The organism is Mitsuokella jalaludinii DSM 13811, assembly GCF_000702905.1.
In the GTDB taxonomy this organism is placed as follows: Bacteria; Bacillota; Negativicutes; order Selenomonadales; family Selenomonadaceae; genus Mitsuokella; species Mitsuokella jalaludinii.
The window spans coordinates 15731-36602 of the sequence record NZ_JNKR01000008.1 but is presented as its reverse complement, the minus strand read 5'-3'; the positions used below and the strand labels follow the sequence as shown (position 1 = coordinate 36602).

19 protein-coding genes are annotated in these 20872 nt (G+C 53.0%); all 19 read left to right on the top strand.

Going from position 1 to position 20872, the window contains the following annotated elements:
• Positions 1 to 34: 34 nt before the first annotated feature.
• The 19 genes from T518_RS05885 (at position 35) to T518_RS11595 (ending at position 20809) form a co-directional block, all read left to right on the top strand.
• Entirely contained in the window at positions 35 to 2170 is a 2136-nt protein-coding gene (locus tag T518_RS05885; RefSeq protein ID WP_036376690.1) for a transglycosylase domain-containing protein, read from the top strand.
• Between the two features lie 106 nt (positions 2171 to 2276).
• Positions 2277 to 3485 (top strand): tyrosine--tRNA ligase, encoded by a 1209-nt coding sequence (gene tyrS, locus T518_RS05880; RefSeq protein WP_036376688.1) that lies wholly within the window; start codon positions 2277 to 2279, stop codon positions 3483 to 3485.
• 121 nt (positions 3486 to 3606) lie between these two features.
• Entirely contained in the window at positions 3607 to 4341 is a 735-nt protein-coding gene (locus T518_RS05875; protein ID WP_036376685.1) for a YebC/PmpR family DNA-binding transcriptional regulator, read from the top strand.
• A 111-nt stretch (positions 4342 to 4452) separates the two neighbouring features.
• Positions 4453 to 4947, top strand: a complete 495-nt coding sequence (gene ruvC / locus T518_RS05870) for a crossover junction endodeoxyribonuclease RuvC (RefSeq protein ID WP_036376682.1) — start codon at positions 4453 to 4455, stop codon at positions 4945 to 4947.
• Positions 4944 to 5543, top strand: a complete 600-nt coding sequence (gene ruvA, locus T518_RS05865) for a Holliday junction branch migration protein RuvA (protein ID WP_036376679.1) — start codon at positions 4944 to 4946, stop codon at positions 5541 to 5543. Before ruvC ends, ruvA begins: the two co-directional genes overlap by 4 nt.
• 57 nt (positions 5544 to 5600) lie before the next feature.
• A complete protein-coding gene (gene ruvB, locus T518_RS05860) occupies positions 5601 to 6578 on the top strand; it encodes a Holliday junction branch migration DNA helicase RuvB (protein WP_036376864.1) in 978 nt (325 codons plus the stop codon).
• Between the two features lie 19 nt (positions 6579 to 6597).
• Positions 6598 to 7230: an epoxyqueuosine reductase QueH gene (locus tag T518_RS05855; RefSeq protein ID WP_036376677.1), complete on the top strand. Its 633-nt coding sequence runs from the start codon at positions 6598 to 6600 to the stop codon at positions 7228 to 7230.
• A gap of 100 nt (positions 7231 to 7330) precedes the next feature.
• The gene (locus tag T518_RS05850) at positions 7331 to 8539 is read left to right on the top strand and encodes a SpoIID/LytB domain-containing protein (protein ID WP_248617158.1); all 1209 of its coding nucleotides are present in this window, start codon (positions 7331 to 7333) and stop codon (positions 8537 to 8539) included.
• Between the two features lie 30 nt (positions 8540 to 8569).
• Positions 8570 to 9676: a tRNA preQ1(34) S-adenosylmethionine ribosyltransferase-isomerase QueA gene (gene queA / locus T518_RS05845; RefSeq protein WP_036376674.1), complete on the top strand. Its 1107-nt coding sequence runs from the start codon at positions 8570 to 8572 to the stop codon at positions 9674 to 9676.
• A gap of 159 nt (positions 9677 to 9835) precedes the next feature.
• Positions 9836 to 10708 (top strand): polysaccharide biosynthesis/export family protein, encoded by an 873-nt coding sequence (locus T518_RS05840; protein ID WP_036376671.1) that lies wholly within the window; start codon positions 9836 to 9838, stop codon positions 10706 to 10708.
• A 73-nt stretch (positions 10709 to 10781) separates the two neighbouring features.
• Positions 10782 to 12194, top strand: coding sequence for an undecaprenyl-phosphate galactose phosphotransferase WbaP (gene wbaP / locus T518_RS05835; protein WP_051652214.1), 1413 nt, complete (start codon positions 10782 to 10784; stop codon positions 12192 to 12194).
• 126 nt (positions 12195 to 12320) lie between these two features.
• Positions 12321 to 13091, top strand: a complete 771-nt coding sequence (locus tag T518_RS05830) for a DUF4422 domain-containing protein (protein ID WP_036376665.1) — start codon at positions 12321 to 12323, stop codon at positions 13089 to 13091.
• 49 nt (positions 13092 to 13140) lie between these two features.
• Complete coding sequence (locus T518_RS05825) at positions 13141 to 14484, top strand: GumC family protein (protein WP_036376662.1); 1344 nt, start codon at positions 13141 to 13143, stop codon at positions 14482 to 14484.
• 79 nt (positions 14485 to 14563) lie between these two features.
• On the top strand, positions 14564 to 15433 hold the full coding sequence (locus T518_RS11605) for a LicD family protein (RefSeq protein WP_072003581.1): 870 nt from the start codon (positions 14564 to 14566) through the stop codon (positions 15431 to 15433).
• Positions 15430 to 16152: a 2-C-methyl-D-erythritol 4-phosphate cytidylyltransferase gene (gene ispD / locus T518_RS05820; RefSeq protein WP_036376659.1), complete on the top strand. Its 723-nt coding sequence runs from the start codon at positions 15430 to 15432 to the stop codon at positions 16150 to 16152. Before T518_RS11605 ends, ispD begins: the two co-directional genes overlap by 4 nt.
• A gap of 12 nt (positions 16153 to 16164) precedes the next feature.
• Positions 16165 to 17232, top strand: a complete 1068-nt coding sequence (locus T518_RS05815; RefSeq protein ID WP_036376656.1) for an NAD-dependent epimerase/dehydratase family protein — start codon at positions 16165 to 16167, stop codon at positions 17230 to 17232.
• Positions 17233 to 17243: 11 nt separating this feature from the next.
• Positions 17244 to 18284, top strand: a complete 1041-nt coding sequence (locus tag T518_RS11600; protein WP_072003580.1) for a glycosyltransferase family 2 protein — start codon at positions 17244 to 17246, stop codon at positions 18282 to 18284.
• A 48-nt stretch (positions 18285 to 18332) separates the two neighbouring features.
• Positions 18333 to 19739 (top strand): hypothetical protein, encoded by a 1407-nt coding sequence (locus T518_RS05805; protein ID WP_155948083.1) that lies wholly within the window; start codon positions 18333 to 18335, stop codon positions 19737 to 19739.
• 56 nt (positions 19740 to 19795) lie between these two features.
• On the top strand, positions 19796 to 20809 hold the full coding sequence (locus T518_RS11595; RefSeq protein WP_072003579.1) for a glycosyltransferase family 2 protein: 1014 nt from the start codon (positions 19796 to 19798) through the stop codon (positions 20807 to 20809).
• Positions 20810 to 20872 lie beyond the last annotated feature (63 nt).

Below are 20872 nucleotides of genomic sequence, written 5' to 3'. Positions count from 1 at the left end.
AATAGGAGCCGTATATGTTTGAAGGAGGCGCCTTATGGAAAAACGTTCCCAACGAAGCCATCAACAACAACGCAGTCCGAAGAAGGGCGGCAACACCGCCAAGCACAAGACTCTCATCGGCATTGCGATTGTCTTCCTGGTCATGCTGACCGGCATCGGCTGCGGTTTCCTGACCGCTAGCATGAATACGAAATCCGACCTGGCGGACGACATCCGCCCGCCGGCATCCTCGCTCGTCTACGACAGCGACGGCAACGAGATCGCGACGATCCACGCGGCGGAGAACCGCATGCCCGTCAAGCTCGACCAGGTCCCGAAGAACCTGCAGGACGCCTTTGTCGCCGTCGAGGACAACCGCTTCTACGACCACATCGGCGTAGACCCGCGCGGCATCGCCCGCGCCATCTGGGCCAACCTGCGCGGCCGCACCGTCTCAGAGGGCGGCTCGACCATCACGCAGCAGCTCGCCAAGAACGCGTACCTGACGCAGGACCGCACGCTGAAGCGCAAGATCCAGGAGGTCTTCCTGGCACTGCGGCTCGAGCACCAGTACACGAAGTCCGAGATCCTAGAGCTCTACCTCAACCAGATCTACTTCGGCCAGGGCGCCTACGGCGTGCAGGCCGCAGCCCGCACGTACTTCGGCAAGGACGTCGAGGACCTGACGCTCAACGAGTGCGCGATGCTCGCCGGCATCCCGAAGAGCCCGAACTACTACTCGCCGCTCAACAACCTGCAGGCCGCGCAGGAGCGCAAGGCGACCGTGCTCGACCAGATGGTCAAGTACGGCTACCTCGACTCGGCCACGGCGGAGAAGACGAAGCAGGAGAAGCCCGACCTCGTCAAGCCGGACCCGGCGAAAGACGACAAGGGCGAGGCCTCGTACTTCGTCGACTACGTCACCCAGAAGCTCATCGACAAGTACGGCGCTGACGCCGTCTACAAGGACGGCCTGCAGGTCTACACAACGATCGACATGGACATGCAGCGCGCCGCCGAGAAGGCGATGAAGGGCCTGCCGAACGGCCGCAAGGACGCAAACGGCGTCGTGCAGCCGCAGGGCGCCCTCGTCGCCCTCGACCCGCACACGGGCTACGTCAAGGCGATGGTCGGCGGCCGCGGCACGGACCAGTTCAACCGCGCGACGATGGCCGAGCGCCAGCCGGGCTCTGCCTTCAAGCCGTTCGTCTTTGCGGCGGCGCTCGAGAACAAGTTCTCCCCGTCGACCGTCATCAACGACAGCCCGATAAAGATCGGCGACTGGGAGCCGCAGAACGACGAGCACACCTTCAGCGGCCCCGTCACGATGCGCCAGGTCGCCCAGCACTCGATGAACGTCCCGACCGTCAAGATCGCGCAGAAGCTCGGCATCGAGAAGGTGCTCTACTACGCGCAGGAGATGGGCATCTCGACGCTCGTCATGGACGGCCCGCACAACGACAAGAACCTCGCCTCGGCCCTCGGCGGCCTGACGAAGGGCGTGACGCCCCTCGAGCTCACGAGCGCCTACGGCACCTTTGCCAATAAGGGCGTCCACGTCGACCCCGTCGTCATCGTCAAGGTCCTCGACCGCAACGGCAAGGTCATCGACGAGGCGAACCCCGAGCAGCACAATGTCATCAGCGAGTCGAGCGCGGCCGACCTCACGAGCATGTTGCAGGATGTCATCCGCGCCGGCACGGGCCGCCGCGCCAGCATCGGCCGCCCGGCAGCCGGCAAGACGGGCACGACGAGTGACTACCACGACGCGTGGTTCGTCGGCTACACGCCCGACCTCGTCGCGAGCGTCTGGATCGGCAACGACGACAACACCTCCTTGGGCGGCATCTACGGCGGCACAGTGCCGGCCACCATCTGGAAGGACTTCATGACCGAGGCCCTGAAGGGCACGCCGGCCAAGGACTTCGACGGCTCCGAGTCGTCAGGCGGCGATTCCATCGGCTCGCTCGAGGACGACAAGAGCACGGCCGTCACCAAGAAGAGCGCCGCACCGGCCAAGAAGGAAGAGAAGCCCGCCGAGAAGAAGTCCAAGGACGAAGGCAAGAAGCAGCCGGGCCAGCAGCCCGCAGCGCCGCAGGGCCAGGCCCCGGCGAGTGCTCCGGCCTCTGCCGGCGGTGGCGGCGGTGCCGCGCCTGAGCCGGGCAGCAGCGTCTCCAAGGGACGCAACTGACCGCAGAGCTGCCTAACAGCATAGAATGAGAGAGCAGCATCGCATGACGGTGCTGTTTTCCGATAACCGGATAAGCAGATAACACCTGTACAAAGGAGAGAGATCTTTGGCAAATGTATTTGACACCCTGAAAGAGAGAGGCTTCATCGCCCAGTGCACGAATGAGGCAGAGCTTCGCGAGCTCTTCGACAAGGAGCGCGTGACCTTCTACATCGGCTTCGACCCGACGGCCGACAGCCTCCACGCCGGCCACTTCATCGCCCTGATGGCGATGGCGCACATGCAGCGCGCCGGCCATCGCCCGATCTGCCTCGTCGGCGGCGGCACGGGCACGGTCGGCGACCCGACGGGCCGCACCGACATGCGCAAGATGCTGACGGACGAGGACATCGAGCACAACTGCGAGTGCTTCAAGAAGCAGATTGCGCGCTTCATCGACTTCTCGGACGGCAAGGCCATCATGGTCAACAACGGCGACTGGCTCCGGAAGCTCAACTACATCGACCTCCTGCGCGACGTCGGCGCTTGTTTCACCGTCAACCGCATGCTCGCCGCCGAGTGCTACAAGCAGCGCTGGGAGAAGGGCCTGACCTTCCTCGAGTTCAACTACATGGTCATGCAGGCCTACGACTTCCTCGAGCTCAACCGCCGCTACGGCTGCAAGCTCGAGATGGGCGGTGACGACCAGTGGTCGAACATCATCGCCGGCGTCGAGCTCAACCGCCGCAAGAACAACGTGGCCGTCTACGGCCTGACGAACAAGCTCCTGACGAAGAGCGACGGCAAGAAGATGGGCAAGACGGCGGGCGGCGCCCTCTGGCTCGACGCCGAGAAGACCTCGCCGTACGAGTTCTACCAGTACTGGCGCAACGTCGATGACGCCGACGTCGAGAAGTGCCTCGCGCTTCTGACCTTCCTGCCGATGGACGAGGTCCGCCGCCTCGGCAGCCTCGAGGGCTCCGCCATCAACGAGGCCAAGAGCGTGCTCGCCTACGAGGTCACGAAGATCGTCCACGGCGAAGAAGAGGCCAACAAGGCCAAGAAGGCCGCCGAGGCGCTCTTCGGCGGTGCCGGCAACACGGCCGACATGCCGACGATCGCCGCCGAGACGGGCAAGAAGCTCCTCGATGTCCTGACGGCCGGCAAAGTCTTCGCCTCCAAGAGCGAGGGCCGCCGCCTGATCCAGCAGAACGGCCTCTCCCTCAATGACGAGAAGGTCAAGGATGTCGACTACATCCTGCAGGAGAGCGACTTCACGGACGGCGAGGCCATCGTCAAGAAGGGCAAGAAGAAGTACTTCAAGCTCGTGAAGTGAGCCGAGTGATCTGAGATGAGAAAAACGCGCCAGACGCTTGTGGGATGGCGCGTTTTATGATAAGATAAGTAAGTTATCACACGATAGCGTGTAATCTAGTTTGAAGGAGCGGTGTTCTTTTATGTCAGGACATTCTAAATGGGCCAATATCAAGCGCAAGAAAGGTGCCAACGATGCCATCCGCGGCAAGATCACGACGAAGATCGGCCGTGAGATCACGATCGCAGTCCGCATGGGCGGCGCAGATCCCACGGGCAACATGCGCCTGAAGCTGGCTCTTTCGAAGGCGAAATCCAACAACATCCCGAAGGACAACATCAAGCGTGCAATCGAGAAAGGTCTCGGCAACACGGAGAGCGGCACGTATGAAGAGCTCATGTACGAGGGCTACGGCCCGGGCGGCACGGCTGTCATGCTCGACATCCTGACGGACAACCGCAACCGCACGGCTGCCGATGTGCGCCACCTCTTCTCGAAGTTCGGCGGCAACCTCGGCCAGGACGGCTGCGTTGCCTGGATGTTCAAGAAGAAGGCCGTCTTCATCGTCGAGAAGGAGACGTTCGACGACGAGGACGTCCTGATGGAGATCGTCCTCGACGCCGGCGCCGAGGACATGAAGGCAGAGGACGAGGTCTTCGAGATCACGGCTGAGCCGGACGCCTTCGACGACATCGAGAAGGCACTGGGCGAGAAGGGCATCGAGACGGCTTCGGCCGAAGTCACGATGGTCCCGGACACGACTGTCCACCTCGCCGGCAAGGATGCCGAGAAGATGCAGAACCTCATCGACGCCCTCGAAGAGAACGACGATGTCCAGAACGTCTACAGCAACTACGAGTCGGACGACGAAGAGTAATAGACTGGGGACGGGCTTTTGAGGCAAGCCTCTACGATTCGAACGATTCGAACGTTTGATTTGTAGGGGCTTGTTTTCGCATTTCTCATACGTTTTATGTTAGGGGAATTTATGTTAGCACTAGGAATTGACCCCGGCACGGCCATCTGCGGCTACGGCTTCGTCGAGTCGCGCGGCAGCCGGCTGATCCCGCACGCGTACGGCTCCATCTTCACCTCGCCGAAGATGAAGATGGAGGACCGCCTCATGAAGATCTACGATGAGCTCGACGCGCTGATCAAGAAGTACCAGCCCGACGTCATGGGCGTCGAGAAGCTCTTCTTCAACCGCAACGTCACGACGGCCATCCCCGTCGGCCAGGCGCGCGGCATCGTGCTCCTGACGGCCGCCAAGAACAACCTGCGGCTCGTCGAGCGCACGCCGATGCAGATCAAGCAGGATGTCACGGGCTACGGCAAGGCCGACAAGAACCAGGTCATCTACATGGTCACGAAGATCCTGCACCTGCCCGAGCCGCCGAAGCCCGACGACACGGCCGACGCGCTGGCCATCGCCATCTGCACGACGCACTGCCTGAATAGCATCACTTGGAGGAATCAGCTATGATCGGATATCTTCACGGCAGGGTCATCGCGCTCTACACGGACCACTGCCTGCTCGACGTCCACGGCGTCGGCTATCGCGTCTTCATCGCGAACTCGACGCGGACGAAGCTGCGCCTCAAGGAGGAGGCGAGCCTCTTCGTCTACACGAGCGTGCGCGAGGACGCCATCGTGCTCTACGGCTTTGCCACCGAAGAAGAATATGACCTATTTCTGCAGCTTATCGGCGTCTCCGGCATCGGCCCGAAGGTCGCGCTCGGCATCCTCTCCGCCATCACGGTCGAAGGGCTCTGCCGCGCCATCCAGAACAAGCAGGCGAGCGTCCTGACGAAGCTGCCCGGCATCGGCAAGAAGTCGGCCGAGCGCCTGATCCTCGAGCTCAAGGACAAGGTCGCCTTCAGGGACAGCGGGGAGGAGGAGCTCCTGACCATCGAGAATGACGAAGAAGTCGGCGACGATGCCGCCTCGGAGGCCATGGCCGCGCTGCAGTCGCTCGGCTACACGCCCTCTGAGATCGCGCCCGTCATCCGCAAGACGGCCAAGTACAAGACGACAGAAGCCATCATCAAGGCTTCTTTGAAGGAACTAAGCCACATGTAAGAAGGGAGTGTCATTTTGGACGGATTCGATTCCTACGACGAGGACCGCATCGTCTCCATGGACGAGCAGCACAGCGACGACTGGCAGTACAGCCTGCGCCCGCGCAAGCTCGGCGAGTACATCGGCCAGGAGAAGGTCAAGGCGAACCTCTCCATCTTCATCCAGGCGGCGCTCTCGCGCGGCGAGGCGCTTGACCACGTCCTGCTCTACGGGCCGCCGGGCCTCGGCAAGACGACGCTCGCCGGCATCATCGCCAACGAGCTCGGCGTCAACTTCCGCCAGACGTCCGGCCCCGCGATTGAAAGGAGCGGCGACCTCGCCGCACTCCTGACGAATCTGCAGGAGCACGACGTGCTCTTCATCGACGAGATCCACCGCCTCTCGCACAGCGTCGAAGAGGTGCTCTACTCCGCGATGGAGGACTTCGCGCTCGACATCATCATCGGCAAGGGGCCGAGCGCCCGCTCCATCCGCCTCGACATCGCGCCCTTTACGCTCATCGGCGCGACGACGAAGGCCGGCGCCCTCGCCGCGCCGCTGCGCGACCGCTTCGGCGTCATCTCGCGCCTCGAGTACTACACGCCCGACGCCCTCGTGCACATCATCAAGCGCGCGGCTGAGATCCTCGAGATCGCCATCGAGGACGAGGGGGCGCTCGAGATCGCGCGCCGCAGCCGCGGCACCCCGCGCGTCGCCAACCGCCTCTTGAAGCGCGTGCGCGACGTCGCCCAGATCGAGGGCTCCGGCGTCATCACGAACGCCATCGCCGACAAGGCCCTGCGCATGCTCGAAGTCGACGAGGCCGGCCTCGACCACACCGACCGCCGCATGCTGCGCACGATGATCGAGAAGTTCGCAGGCGGCCCCGTCGGCCTCGACACCCTCGCCGCCGCCATCAGCGAGGCGCGCGACACCATCGAGGACGTCTACGAGCCGTACCTCATCCAGCTCGGCTTCATCAACCGCACGCCGCGCGGCCGCGTCGTCACCGAGGCCGGCTACCGCCATCTGGGCATCCCATATCCCGAAAAATAAGATAAGAGAGGTGAGCCACTTGAAACTGTTACTCCATATGTGCTGCGGCCCGTGCTCCTGCTATCCCGTCAAGAAACTGCGGGAAGAGGGCATCGAGCCCACCGGTTATTTCTTCAACCCCAACATCCACCCCTACAAGGAGTGGGACATGCGTCTCAAGACCGCTAAAGAGTTCGCTGAGAAAGTCGGCATGGAATTCCACGCCGACGAGCACTACCGCCTGCGCGACTTCCTCAAGAAAGCCCTGCCCGCAGAAGCCCTGCCGAACGGCCGCTGCACCATGTGCTACACCTGGCGCCTCGAGGAGACGGCCCGCTTTGCCGCGGAGCACGGCTTCGACGCCTTCACCTCGACGCTCTTCTACAGCATCTACCAGCAGCACGACCTCATGCGCCGCACCGCAGAACATTTTGCGGCAGAGTACGGCGTCGCCTTCCACTACGAAGACTTCCGCCCCGGCTGGCAGGAGGGCATCGACATCAGCCACGATTTAGGCCTCTACCGCCAGCCCTACTGCGGCTGCATCTTCAGCGAAGAAGAGCGCTACTCCCGCGAGATCCGCAAGCAGCGCAAGAAAGAGAACAAAGCCAAGAAGCGCGCCCGCCTCGAACGAGAAGCCCGCGCGGCAAGAGAAGCCGCCGGCAACCCCTGAAAGCAGGAGCCTCGCTATGAAGCGCCGCCTTCCCCTCTGGGGAAGGTGCCAAGCCCCCGAGGCGGAAGGGGTCCATGCAATCGTGAAGGGAGTGTCTAGAATGCGAAGATTTTTGTCAGCCCTGCTGGCCGCCGCACTCGTGCTGTCCGCCGCCACCCCGGCCATGGCCCGCCATCATGCGCCCGCCGCACCGAAGGCGGATAAAGCCTCCGCAGCAGCGGCCCAGCCCGCAGAGCAGGCGCCTCTCCTGCGCATCGGCCTCACGAGCGGCCAGCCGAGCGTCACCGTCGCAGCGGGCGGCAGGGCAGAAGCCCGGACCGAGTCCGCCAAGCCCGTCGCGCTCACCGCCACGGCATCGTATGAGATTCGCTGGCAGAACGGTGCCTTCCTCGTCGGCCGCGAGAAGCTGCGCGGCGAGATACTGATCATCCGCCCATCCGACAAGTCGGATGGGGGATTGGCGCTCGACGGCCGCCGCTACCGCGGCGTGCTCGAGCTGCGCCACAGGGGCGCGGGCCTGATCGCCGTCAACATCGTGCCGGTCGACGACTATCTCCTGAGCGTCGTGCCCGAGGAGATGCCGACCGACTGGCCCGCCGAGGCCCTCAAGGCGCAGAGCGTCGCCGCGCGCAGCTTTGCCCTCAAGAGCCGCGGTCGCCATGCCGCTGAGGGCTACGACCTCTGCACGACGACGCACTGCCAGCTCTACAAGGGCATTGCCTCCGAAAAGACAGCCTCGACGGCCGCCGTCCGCGCGACGAGGGGAGAGGTGCTGACGTACGGCGGCCAGCCCATCGAAGCCCTGTTCCACACCGACAGCGGCGGCATGACCGAGTCGAGCGAAGACGTCTGGGGGAGCCGTGTGCCGTACCTGCGCGCCGTCTGCGATACGCCGCTGGGCACCATGCCCTGGACCAAGACCATGAGCACCGCCGACCTCGAAAAGAAGCTCTCCGCCAAGGGCCACAATATCGGCAGGCTGCGCGCCATCGAGCTCTCGCCGCTCGCCGTCGGCCGCGCCGCCAAGGACCGCACGGCCTCTGGCCGCGTCAAGGCGATGACCGTGACGGGCACGAAGGGGAGTGTCACGCTTTCCGGCACCGCCTGGCGCAGCCTGCTCGGCCTCAAGAGCGCGCTTTTCGATGCCAAGCTCACCAAAGACAGCGTCACCTTCACGGGCTTTGGCGCCGGCCACGGCCTCGGCATCTCCCAGTGGGGTGCAAAGCGGCTGGCCGAGACGGGCAAATCCTATGCCGACATCCTGCACCACTACTATACCGGCGTCACCCTGCAGACCGATTCCTACTAATATATAGAGATAGACAGAGAGGTTTTTACCATGTTATTATCCGATTTTGATTACGACCTGCCAGAAGAGCGCATCGCCCAGGTGCCAATCGAGCCGCGCAACGCCTCGCGCCTCATGGTCCTCGACCCCGTAGAGAAGACCATCGAGCACCGCCACTTTTACGACCTCAAGGAATACCTCGAGCCCGGCGACACCCTGATCTTCAACGACACGCGCGTCATGCCGGCCCGCCTCATCGGCCACCGCGACCAGACGGGCGGTAAAGTCGAAGTCTTCCTCTTGCGCCGCCTCGACGCCAATCACTGGGAGACGCTCGTCAAGCCCGGCAAGAAAGCCAAGCCCGGCAACGTCATCCGCTTCGGCGCGGAGCTCTCGTGCACCGTCACCGAGCACACCGACTTCGGCGGCCGCATCGTCGAGTTCCACTACGACGGCATCTTCGAGGAGATCCTCGACCGCCTCGGCGAGACGCCGCTGCCGCCCTACATCCACGAGAAACTCGAGGATAAGGAGCGCTACCAGACCGTCTACAACCGCGAGGAGGGCTCCGCCGCCGCCCCGACCGCCGGCCTGCACTTCACCAAAGAGCAGATGCAGGAACTGCGCGAGATGGGCGTCAACCTCGGCTTCGTCACCCTGCACGTCGGCCTCGGCACCTTCCGCCCCGTCAGCGTCGACAACATCGAAGAGCACGAGATGCACAAGGAGTACTACTGCATCCCCGACGAGACCGCCAAGCTCATCATGGAGACCAAGAAGGCCGGCCACCGCGTCATCGCTGTCGGCACGACGAGCATCCGCACCCTCGAGTCCGCCGCCACCGCCAAAAACGAGATCGCCGGCAAGAGCGGCTGGACCGGCATCTTCATCTACCCCGGCTACGACTTCAAGATCGTCGACGCCATCATCACCAACTTCCACCTGCCAAAATCCACACTCATCATGCTCATCAGCGCCTTCGCCGGCCGCAGCTTCATCCTCAGCGCCTACAAGACAGCCGTCGAACAGAAGTATCGCTTCTTCTCCTTCGGCGACGCCATGTTCCTCCAGCGCCCCCAGCCCCTCGCCGAGCGCACAGAAGAGCTCAAAGAGCTCGAAGAACTCGACCGCCAGCGCGAAGCCGAGAAAAAAGAATAAGGCAACAGAAAAGCCTTCCCATGCATGGCACGGGAGGGCTTTTTGTGGATACGTCCTGTTTTTGCCTGCCTGTCTTGCCATTCTTAGCACAAAGTGTTAAACTGATATCGTATATCTAGCATCGATTACGAAAATATGAAAACAAGGGGTTTTGGAATCATGAAGTACAGCCTTCCGGCTTTCACCATCACGGCGCTCCTGCTGTCTGGAAGTGCCGTTTTTGCCGCGCCTGCGGCTCCGACGGCCGCGGACGTCGCGGCGCAGACGGCTGCGGGCACGCTCGCGGCTCCTGCGGCGGCGCCGACACGCGTATCCAAGTCCAGACCGGCAGCGCCGTCCGCCGTGCAGGCAGAGCCGTCCGCCGTCCGCGAGGCTGCCGCCGACGACGAGGATGACAGCGCGCGCTACGTCGAGTCCAAGGAGATGTTCAAGACGGCATCCCTGCGCCACACGACCGTCTCGCCGAGCTACCGCCTCTTCCGCGGCGACACGCTGAGCATCCTCGCCGTCGGCTTTCCCGATGGCATCGGCATCAACAGCCTGACCGTCGGCCTCGACGGCTACGTCCAGCTGCCGTACGTCGGCAGCGTCAAGATGGAGGGCCTGACGCTCGACGAGGCCAAGGCCGTCCTCATGGACTCCCTGACCCAGTACCTGCGCATCCCGGACCTCTCGCTCGTCATCACGAGCTACGGCCCGCGCAAGGTCTACGTCATGGGCGAGGTCAACAAGCCCGGCGTCCAGACCATGGGCATCGACAACATGAACGCCTACGCCGCACTCGCCACCGCGGGCGGCTGGGCGCGCAAGGGCCGCAGCACCCGCATCCAGATCATGCGCGTCGTCGACGGCACCATGTACTACCGCACGCTCAACATGAAAGCCTACACCGTCCGCCACGACCTCACCCAGAACGTCGAGATCGAGGACGGCGACATTCTCTACGTGCCGCGCTCCAACGGCATCAAGCTCGACACCGACATCCTGCCGTACGTCAACGCCTGGGCGCTCTACAAAAACCTGACCGACTGACGGCAGGCAGAAGAAATAGGGGGATTTTTGAGACATGCTCGAAGAAGAAATGAGGGGAACTGCTTCCATGTCATTGAATAAACAGAATTGGCGAATCAGCCTGAACCAGTACGTCACACCCGTCGTGCTGCTCATCCTGGACGTTCTCGTCTGTTACGGTGCCGTCTACCTGTCCGTCGCCATCATGGAGCCTATCTTGGGGAAAACGCTCCACGTTGGCCGCGCCTGGTATACGCTCCTGCCATGCATCTACATCCTGTACATGGTGCCGTCGCGCCTCTACCGCACGCGGCGCATCTTCCGCGAGTGCGCCGGACGCATCTTCAAGGCGTCCTTCTACACAATCGTGACCGTCATCGTGCTCGACTACATCGTTCACAGCAATAATGGCATGATCTCGCGTGGCTTCCTGATGTGCTACTGGGCCCTGAGCTATACCATGATCTGCCTCGACCGCTTCATCGCGCGCATCATCTTGCGCCGGATCGGCATCTGGCAGAGCACCGCTATCGTCATCGGTGCGGGCAAGACAGCCGAGAAATTCGTCAAGGCCTTCTCGATGAACTACAACATCGTCGGCTTTGTCGAGGACGACACGACGCGTCCGCTCCTGCAGAAGTACCCGCATCTCGGCAACTTCGATGAGGCAGAGCAGATCCTGCGGGAACACCCCGTGCAGGAAGTCATCCTCGCGACGCCGGGCCTTTCCAAGAAAGAGCAGGTCAAGATCTTCTACCGCGTGCAGCCGTTTGTCCGCAACGTCTCGGTCATCCCGAACATCTTCGGCGTGCCGATCGGCAACGTCGACATCGAGAGCAGCCTTGACGATAAGCTGCTCGTGCTCAAGACGAGCAACAACCTCAAGAGCCGCGGCAACCAGATCCTCAAGCGCGCCTTCGACCTCATCGTCGGTTCCGCCATCGCCATCTGCATCCTGCCCGTCCTCGCCGTGATCGCCATCATGATCCGACTCGATTCCAATGGCCCGGCCTTCTACAACGCCGCGCGCATCGGCAAGGGCGGCAGGACATTCAAGTGCTACAAGTTCCGTTCGATGTACCAGAACGCCGACAGGATTCTCTTAGACTTCCTCGGCAAGCATCCCGAAGCCGAGCAGGAGTGGAAAGAATTCCAGAAGCTCCGCGGCGACGACCCGCGCGTCACGAAAGTCGGCAAGTTCATCCGCAAGTACAGCCTCGATGAGCTGCCGCAGATCTTCAATGTCATCAAGGGCGAGATGAGCCTCGTCGGCCCGCGCCCGTACCTGCCGCGTGAAAAAGAGAAGATTGGCAACTTCCTGCCCGTCATCTGCATGACCACGCCCGGCATCACGGGCCTCTGGCAGGTCAGTGGCCGCAACGACATCAGCTTCAACGGCCGCCTCCAGCTCGATTCCTGGTACGTCCGCAATTGGAGCCTCTGGCAGGACATCGTCCTGCTCTTCAAGACCATCGGCGTCGTCTGCGGCAAGAAAGGCGCCTATTGATCCAGTTTGTTTTATTGGGGGCGCATGAATATTTTCGTATTCCATGAGGATTGTGCTGTAGCATATAACCTCATTCATAAGAAAGAAAAATAGTTCTTGAGGATTCGTTTCATAAGGAGAGATTTTGTGGATATAAAAATCATGGTCGCGGCGCACAAGCCGTACTGGATGCCGCAGGATGATGTCTACATGCCGATTCACGTTGGCTGTGAGGGCAAAGAAAGCATCGGCTTCACCGGTGACAATACCGGCGATAACATCAGCGCCAAGAATCCGCATTACTGCGAACTGACGGCCTTGTACTGGGCGTGGAAGAACCTCCAGGCGGATTATACGGGGCTTGTCCATTACCGCCGCTACTTCACCAATAAGGAAGCGCGCTCGATCGAGGGCAAGCGGGCGGCAATCCTGTCCCGGGCGGATTGGGAGAGACTGCTGGCTGAGACACCGGTCATCGTGGCCGACAAACGTCGCTATTACATCGAATCGAACAAATCCCATTACCTGCACGCCCATCATGCAGAAGGCCTGCAGGCCCTTGACGAAATCATCCGCGCGGATTATCCTGAATACATCGAGGCACATGATACCGTCATGAAGCGCACCTGGGCGCATATGTTCAACATGTTCGTCATGCGCAAAGACCTCTACGACGCCTACTGCCAGTGGATGTTCGACATCCTGTTCAAGATTGAGGACAGGGTGGACATCAGCAGCTATTCTGCCTATGAAGCCCGTATCTACGGGTTCGTCAGCGAGCTGATGCTCGACATCTGGCTGGAGAAGAACAGGGTCCCGTACCGTGAACAGAATGTATCCTTCCTCGAGAAACAGAACTGGGTGCGCAAGGGCGGCCTCTTCGTCGCGCGCAAGCTCGGTCTGACGACTTCGCATTAATATTGCATCATATCCGGAATCATTACAGGCATAGATAGGAGAGAACACCTTGGAAAAAGAAGAATCCATCGACTTTGGCCGCCTCAAAGACATCATGCTGCAGCGCAAGAAAGTGGTCGGCGGCATCGTAGTGGGCTGCACAGCCGTCGCACTCGTGGCCGGTCTCGTCTGGCCAAAGACGTACGAATCCACCACCACCGTCCAGACCCGCATGACGGGCTCACAGCTGGCCAGCGGTGGCGCAGCGGCCGCCGCTGCAGCCCTGGGAATCGGCAATGTGAGCTCGCCCACGCTCACGTATGTGGAGCTCATGAAGAGCAATACAGTCCTGCAACCGATCATTGATGATCTCGACTGGCCAGAAGACAAGAAAAAGTTCTTGACGCCGGAATCCTTTGCGAAGTCGAACCTCAAGATCGAGAATACGAAGCAGACGAATCTCATCAAGGTAACGGCTAAGGGCAAGACCCCGGAGGAAGCGCAGAAAATCTCGCAGGATGTCGTGAACAACTTCCTCGACATGATGACGGGCATGAACAAAGAGACGCAGAGCCTCCTCGTCCAGTTCCTGAATGAGCGCATCGACCAGGCCAAGCAAGAGTCGGATGATGCTGCTAAAAAGTTTGCTGCGTATCAGAAAGAGCACAAAATTTATGCCCCTGAGACCCAAGCGAAAGGATTAATCGGGCAGTTACAAGCATATGATGATGCAATCAGCAAGATGCAGGTCCAGGCCGAATCCGGACAGGCACAGCTGGACACAGCCAATGCGAAACTCAATGAAATGAAGGCAGGCAGTCAGGCCTATAACATCAACGATAATGAGACTGTTCAGGGAATCCGCAAGCAGATCGTAGCAAAACAGGTCGAACTCGTCGGGCTCGAACAGAAATATACCGAGAACCATCCAAGTGTCATCGCTGCACAAGACCAGCTCAGTAAGCTGCAACAGAGTTTGGCTAACGAAGTCAATGCGGTCGTATCTTCCAATGCAACGAGCCTGAACCCTGCCCAGGCAGAGCTCCTGAAGACGCAGGCTCAGGCACAGGCAACAGTAGCCACAGCCCAGGCTAGTGAAGCTGCTATCAAGTCGCAGCGTGACAGCAAACAGAAGGAACTCGGTGACCTGCCAAGTGGTGTCGTCGACTATCTGGAACTAGAACGTGACGCAAAGATCAAGAATGAAGTCTATGTCAACCTTGTCAAACAGTGCGAGCAGAGCCGCGTTCAGCAGGCAATGGATTCTATGGATATTCAAGTTGTAGATTCAGCTAACTTACCATTTGCAGAGAAACCTGTATGGCCTAGACCAAAGCTTATGACAGCATTAGGTTTTGTGATAGGTTGGCTTGCCGCAATTGGGTATTCATTCGTGGCGTATAAAAAGTCTTAATGGCACTAATGAGAAATATAAAGCTTTTGGATATCCTATAATAATGCAGATAATAAATAATTGAGGGATTGAGAATATAATGGCTTTGATAGAAATAGCTGAGTATGATTTAAAAAAAATCGCATATGCTATGTTAGTTGATGTTGCAACTTTTTGTGAAAAAAATGATTTAAGATATTCTTTAAGCGCAGGAACATTATTGGGATCCGTACGTCATCAAGGATTCATTCCTTGGGATGATGATGTGGACATTATGATGCCAAGACCTGATTATGAACGATTTGTTCATACGTATAATGGTAATCATAGGTATTATCGTGTACATTCAATCGAGAATAATCCTAATTACAAGATTAAGTCTGCACAAGTCTATGATATGCGTACTACTATAGATTATAAAAATTTCAGAATTAATAATATGCATGTTTTTTTAGATGTCTTTCCTATAGATGGTGTTCCTAAAAGTATGTGGAAAAGGCAGATCCTGTTCAATGTGTTAAAAATATTGAATGTCATCTATTGTGGCTCAATTTTGACCTATACCCAAAGTATACATTATGCTGATATAAATACTAATCCTGCAAAAGGAATTATACGTACATTTATAAAATATATCGCTATAACATTGTTTCGTATATTTCCTACTTCGAAGATTGTCTATTTGATGAATTGGCTATCAAAAAAAATTGCACCATATAATCGTTCCTCAGATATTGCAGTAAATATCTCTTGCTATCGAGACACAAACCGTGAAGTCATGCCAAAAAATGAATTTGAAAGAATGGTTAAATTCAAATTTGAAACTCGCGATTTTAATGTAATGGGTTGCTATGATCTTTATTTGAAGAATTTATATCATGATTATATGAAGTTACCTCCAAAGGAAAATCGTGTGACGCATCATGGATTTATTGCATATTGGAATAATTTCACTGGAGGGGAAAAATGAATACTGCGGTCATTTTTGCCGGTGGAACTGGCAAACGTATGAATACAAAGTCTGTGCCAAAACAGTTCTTGGAGTTACATGGTAAACCAGTGATCATTTACACATTAGAAAAATTTGATAACCATCTTGAGATTGATCAGATTGTACTGGTTTGCTTGGAACCCTGGATTCCATATGCGAAAAAACTTTTGGCGAAATTTCAGATTACAAAAGTAGTGGATGTAATTCCCGGCGGAAAGACAGGTCAGGAATCTATCTATAACGGACTCGTAGCTGCGCACCGTCATTCATCAAGTGCTTCGGACATTGTCTTGATTCATGATGGTGTCCGTCCGATGATTGATGAGGATACCATCACTTCTTGTTTATCTTGTGTACGTAAGAATGGTAATGCTGTCACTACGACTCCTGCTATTGAGACAATCTTTGTTAATGGGCAGGACGGTCAGGTTGGTGAGATCTTTAACCGCTCGCGATGCACAATGGCACGTGCGCCGCAGTGCTTCTATCTTAAGGATATCTATGCAGCACATCAAAAGGCAAAAGCAGAGGGAAAGGCGGATTTTATTGATTCTGCGATGCTCATGCAGCATTACGGTGCAAAACTGTATACTGTAGATGGTCCGGTGGAAAATATCAAGATTACTACACCTATGGACTTTTATTTGTTCCGAGCGATGCTGGATGCAAAAGAAAATATGCAGATTGTTGGTGTTTAAGGGGATTTTGATATGTGGATAGAAAATAAAATCTTTCAAGAGGATATGGAGACTATCACAGAGGCTTCGTATATTCCGTGGGCAAAGTTACGTAACAAGACGATTCTCGTGACGGGGGCTACCGGCTTGATTGGTTTCAATCTTGTTTCTGCTCTGGCTTATGCACACCTCTATAAGAATATTCCGCTGAAAATATTGGCATTGGTTCGCAACCATGAAAAAGCAGAGAACCGCTTTCAGGAGATCTTGGAGGCAGGTGCGCCGCTGGAATTTGTCGTAGGTGACTTAGATCATATTCCAGAGATCGATGCACATGTGGATTATATTGTTCACGGAGGCAGTCCGACAGCCAGCAAATATTTTGCAGAGCATCCTGTCGAGACGATTACAGCGAATCTGAATGGTGCGCTGCATTTACTTGAACTGGCGAAGGAAAATAAGACAGAGAGCTTCTTATTCCTGTCCAGTATGGAAGTATACGGTGGGATTCATCAACATGAGAAAGTCGATGAGCATCATGCAAGTTTCATTGATACGATGGTACCGCGTAGCAGCTATCCGGAAGTAAAGCGTATGGTAGAATCTCTGTGTGCTTGCTATGCAGAGGAATACCATGTGCCAGCGAAGGTCATTCGACTGACGCAGACCTTTGGTGCCGGCGTGCGCAAAGAAGACAATCGTGTCTTTGCGCAGTTTGCACGATCTGCCATGAATCACGAAGATATCGTTATGTTTACGCGTGGAGGAACAGAACACATGTACCTCTATACGGCAGATGCTGTCACCGCTATCTTGACCGTCCTTTTGCTTGGTAAAGATGGCGAAGCATATAACGCTGCCAATGAACATACCTATTGCTCTATTAAAGAAATGGCAGAAACTGTAGCAAATCTGCCTATCATTCGAGAGAAATTTAATGGCCCGGTATCGGTTGTCATCGATGAATCAAAGAATGATGGCAAGCTATATCCACCGGAACTTTATATGAAGTTGGATACTTTAAAATTAAGGACAACCGGTTGGTACGCAAGGTATAGTTTAGATGAGATGTTTTCTCGCATGATTTTAACTGCAGAATAAGGATTACTTTAATGATTAAAATTAGCTTTATTGTTCCGGTATATAATACTGAAGTGGATTTGATTGAACGGTGTATAGAGTCAATTTTATCTACGCAATATTCAGCCATTGAGATTATCATTATTGATGATGGAAGCAATAGAGATTGTGCGATGTATCTAGATGGTATTGCAAAGTTGCATACGGTATGTATAGTTTATCATACGCGAAATCGAGGCGTATCGGCTGCTCGAAACTATGGTGTGAAAGTGTCATCTGGTGATTACATTGTATTTGTAGATGCGGATGACTTAATTAGTCCTAGAATGCTATCTGATGGACTTCCTGTTTTAGAATTACATAAACCGGATATTCTTTATGGATTAGTAAAATTTGAAAAACGACACTTATCGATCTCCCCATCTGAGATGTCGATGCAGGTATCTCCTATATTAATTACTGATGATTTAAAATGTATTTTACTACAGCAACTTATTTCATTAGGACAACCTACCTTTAGTCGTTCAGGATATGGATATTTGAGTCGTGGCCCAGTAGCACGATTTGTTTCTAGAGCAATAGCGATTCAGATTCCTTTTGGGACGGATTTGCGATTGGGGGAAGATGAGATATGGAATATACTTATTGCCAAGTGCGCAACAAAAATCATGTTTTTTCCTGCTGTTTGGTATTATTATGTTCATAATATCAACTCTGCAACCGTTCAATATCGTGACAACATAGAGGAAGAAGAACGAAGACGATTGATAATTTTAGAACGGATAATTGGCAGAGATGAAAAATATGGACAAGTGCTGTTGAGTAAGACACTTCAATGCATAGCGGAACTACTACGCCAAAAATATGCCAATAAGAAATATCCATTTTCGTTAAAATGCGCTACAGAAAATTTTCAAAAGGAGATTTCCAAGCCGGAATATTCCTTTTTTGATAAAAAGAAATATATTCGTAAATTGTCTTATAAAGATAGGCTAAAATTTATTCTATTTAAGAAATTTAAGTATGTTGTACTATTGATGCGGGTTGGGTATATATTTTATAAAAAGAAATAATACAGGAAGGTATTTTGCAGGATTGTTCTTCGTATAGGAGTATGTTATATGCAATTGATGAATCCATTTTCGATAATATTAGTGTGTATAATTGGATATATAATGTATGTATCGAAAGATGAAAAAACGTGCTATATTAACTTTTTGATTTTAACAATTGTAATAAATGCTCTATATATGCAGGGATATTTTGTATATATAGGAGGAAACGAACGACCATATGATTTAGTTATGAATATATTCTTCACTTTGATATCGATAAATTATTTCCGCAAATACATTTCAGAAGTTCACTTCAAAACATTTACATGGGCAGGTTTGTTCTTTTTATCAATCTTTTTAGGTTTAGTTTATTTCACGATAGATCCTTTTCATGGCTATGTTGTTTATAGTACTGTAGGATACTCGTGGGATGATTATGCTGCTGGGGCAAATGTTGAAGGGCTTCCAGTATTACATTATGGAACTATTTTCTTTGCTTTAATGTATTTTTTAGAAGGATTATTAAGTGTAGTAATTATTCGAGATAAATTGACGATTGATGACTATCAGTATATAACTGGTAAAGTTATAAAATTTTTATATATTTTGTTTTTCTATGGAATATTCGAGTTCATCATAAAGAACTTCATAAATAATCAGATATTATTTACTTTAATCGGGGGGCTTTTAGGGACCGGCAGTAGTACATATACAGCTTCAATGGAACGCGGAAGTTTTGAAGCTTTACAGGGATTTTCAAGAGAACCTTCTCATTATGTATTTTCATTGTTCTTATTTTTAACATTTATTTTTGTAAAGGAACAATACTTATCAAGAAAACCTTTTTTTAAAAGGGAAGTTCTTACAATTATAATAACGTTCCTTATTATGCTTTTGAGTGGCTCTTTTGCAGCATTGATTTATATTTTTTCATTCTTATGTATGCTGATAGCCTATAAACTGGCTTTTTTATCAAAAAAGAAGCGATTTGTTTTCTATGTTGCGTTATTCATTTCTATATTGGGAGGAATTGCGTATCTAGCAACAGTAGGTTTAGATGATGATTCCTATTTGGGACGTCGAATAAATGCATCATTTTTAGTTTTGTCGTTATTGTCGACAGATGGATTGCGTGGGGTTGGTGGTTTGTCATCGGCTTTACCACGATTTATGAGTATTTATGAAACAGGATTGGACTTTTTAGACAGGCCCTTGCTGGGAGTGGGGCTCAGCGTAGAATCTTGTCATAGCGGTTGGATGACTTTTTTATCTTATACTGGATTGCTTGGAGTATACCTATGGTTTAAGATGCTTTTTGCGGAAGAAAATTATGATAAATTATTAGTTTTGTTTTTTTTGATTATCCCGCATATACTGGTGGGGATTTGGTTATGGATTATAACACTACCATCTATTTTTATTGTAATGATGTTGCGTCGTGATTTTTTGATTAAATCCACTAGAAATCGTTAAACACACACTTTTATTTTGTGAATATAGTTCAATAGGGGAATATTAAGGGGGATATTATGTCTTGTTATATTATTATTCTCAATTATAATGGATGGAAAGATACAGTAGAATGCTTAGATTCTATTTTTCAGACTACTAATATAGATTATAAGGTTATCGTATGTGATAATAACTCAAAAGACAATTCAGTGCTATATATAAGATCGTGGTTAGATGGAAATCTTAAATTGACAGATATAAATCCTACGCCTTTTCTTAAACAACATCTTAACGAAAGGCCTCCATATATTTATTGGGATAGAGAAAAAGATATACAATATAACTCACCTCTTCTGTTAGTAGAAACAGGCGATAATAGGGGGTTTGCTGCTGGAAATAACGTAGGAATAAGAATTGCATTACGACAGATAGATTGTGATTATTTGTTTATTTTAAACAATGATACTGTTGTGACAAGAACAACAATTTATGAAGGTGTTACTAAGCTACAAGAAGAAGTGAATGCTGGTATTTGTAGTACGAATGTCAAATATTATGATAATCCGAATCAATCAGCATGGAAGCTTGCTTATTTTAATCCCGATACTGGCAATGAAAAGATTGTTACAAAAGGACATATTTCTTTGCCGAAATATTTATATAAATATACAGGAATGGCTTTTTTTATTACGAGAAAATTTATAGAGACGATTGGGCTAATGAATGAAAAATATTTTTTATATTTTGAAGAGCTTGATTGGACAATTCGAAGTAGAAAAAAATTTAAAATTCTTATGGCTAATAGGTCAATTGTTTACCACAAAGAAGGTGCAACAGCTTCGTATCAATCTCCACTGTCCAGATTTTGTATGCTGAGAAGTCGTTTTTTGTTTATTGAAGAATATTATCCTAAAAAAATAAAGAAAATATACTTTTTATGGTGGTTGAGATCTATAAAAAGATTTTTAGAAGGTGATTTTGCTTTTGCTTTTCAGATTCTGAAGTTTTTAATTATTTTTCCTGTACAAAAAGAGAGGTACACTGCTGGCTATTTTGAATATCATCAAAAAGATAAATTGTATGAAAAATAAGTGAGATTGAGCAAGGTAGCCATTCTGGTAGCTGATATTGGTGTACGTTTCTATCAGTGACGA

What these genes read in the sequence shown, in the direction of transcription:
- T518_RS05885 (WP_036376690.1), top strand. Translation starts at nt 35, where the DNA reads ATGGAAAAACGTTCCCAACGAAGCCATCAACAACAACGCAGTCCGAAG.
- T518_RS05875 (WP_036376685.1), top strand. Translation starts at nt 3,607, where the DNA reads ATGTCAGGACATTCTAAATGGGCCAATATCAAGCGCAAGAAAGGTGCC.
- ruvC (WP_036376682.1), top strand. Translation starts at nt 4,453, where the DNA reads ATGTTAGCACTAGGAATTGACCCCGGCACGGCCATCTGCGGCTACGGC.
- ruvA (WP_036376679.1), top strand. Translation starts at nt 4,944, where the DNA reads ATGATCGGATATCTTCACGGCAGGGTCATCGCGCTCTACACGGACCAC.
- ruvB (WP_036376864.1), top strand. Translation starts at nt 5,601, where the DNA reads ATGGACGAGCAGCACAGCGACGACTGGCAGTACAGCCTGCGCCCGCGC.
- T518_RS05850 (WP_248617158.1), top strand. Translation starts at nt 7,331, where the DNA reads ATGCGAAGATTTTTGTCAGCCCTGCTGGCCGCCGCACTCGTGCTGTCC.
- queA (WP_036376674.1), top strand. Translation starts at nt 8,570, where the DNA reads ATGTTATTATCCGATTTTGATTACGACCTGCCAGAAGAGCGCATCGCC.
- T518_RS05840 (WP_036376671.1), top strand. Translation starts at nt 9,836, where the DNA reads ATGAAGTACAGCCTTCCGGCTTTCACCATCACGGCGCTCCTGCTGTCT.
- T518_RS11605 (WP_072003581.1), top strand. Translation starts at nt 14,564, where the DNA reads ATGGCTTTGATAGAAATAGCTGAGTATGATTTAAAAAAAATCGCATAT.
- ispD (WP_036376659.1), top strand. Translation starts at nt 15,430, where the DNA reads ATGAATACTGCGGTCATTTTTGCCGGTGGAACTGGCAAACGTATGAAT.
- T518_RS05815 (WP_036376656.1), top strand. Translation starts at nt 16,165, where the DNA reads ATGTGGATAGAAAATAAAATCTTTCAAGAGGATATGGAGACTATCACA.
- T518_RS11600 (WP_072003580.1), top strand. Translation starts at nt 17,244, where the DNA reads ATGATTAAAATTAGCTTTATTGTTCCGGTATATAATACTGAAGTGGAT.
- T518_RS05805 (WP_155948083.1), top strand. Translation starts at nt 18,333, where the DNA reads ATGCAATTGATGAATCCATTTTCGATAATATTAGTGTGTATAATTGGA.
- T518_RS11595 (WP_072003579.1), top strand. Translation starts at nt 19,796, where the DNA reads ATGTCTTGTTATATTATTATTCTCAATTATAATGGATGGAAAGATACA.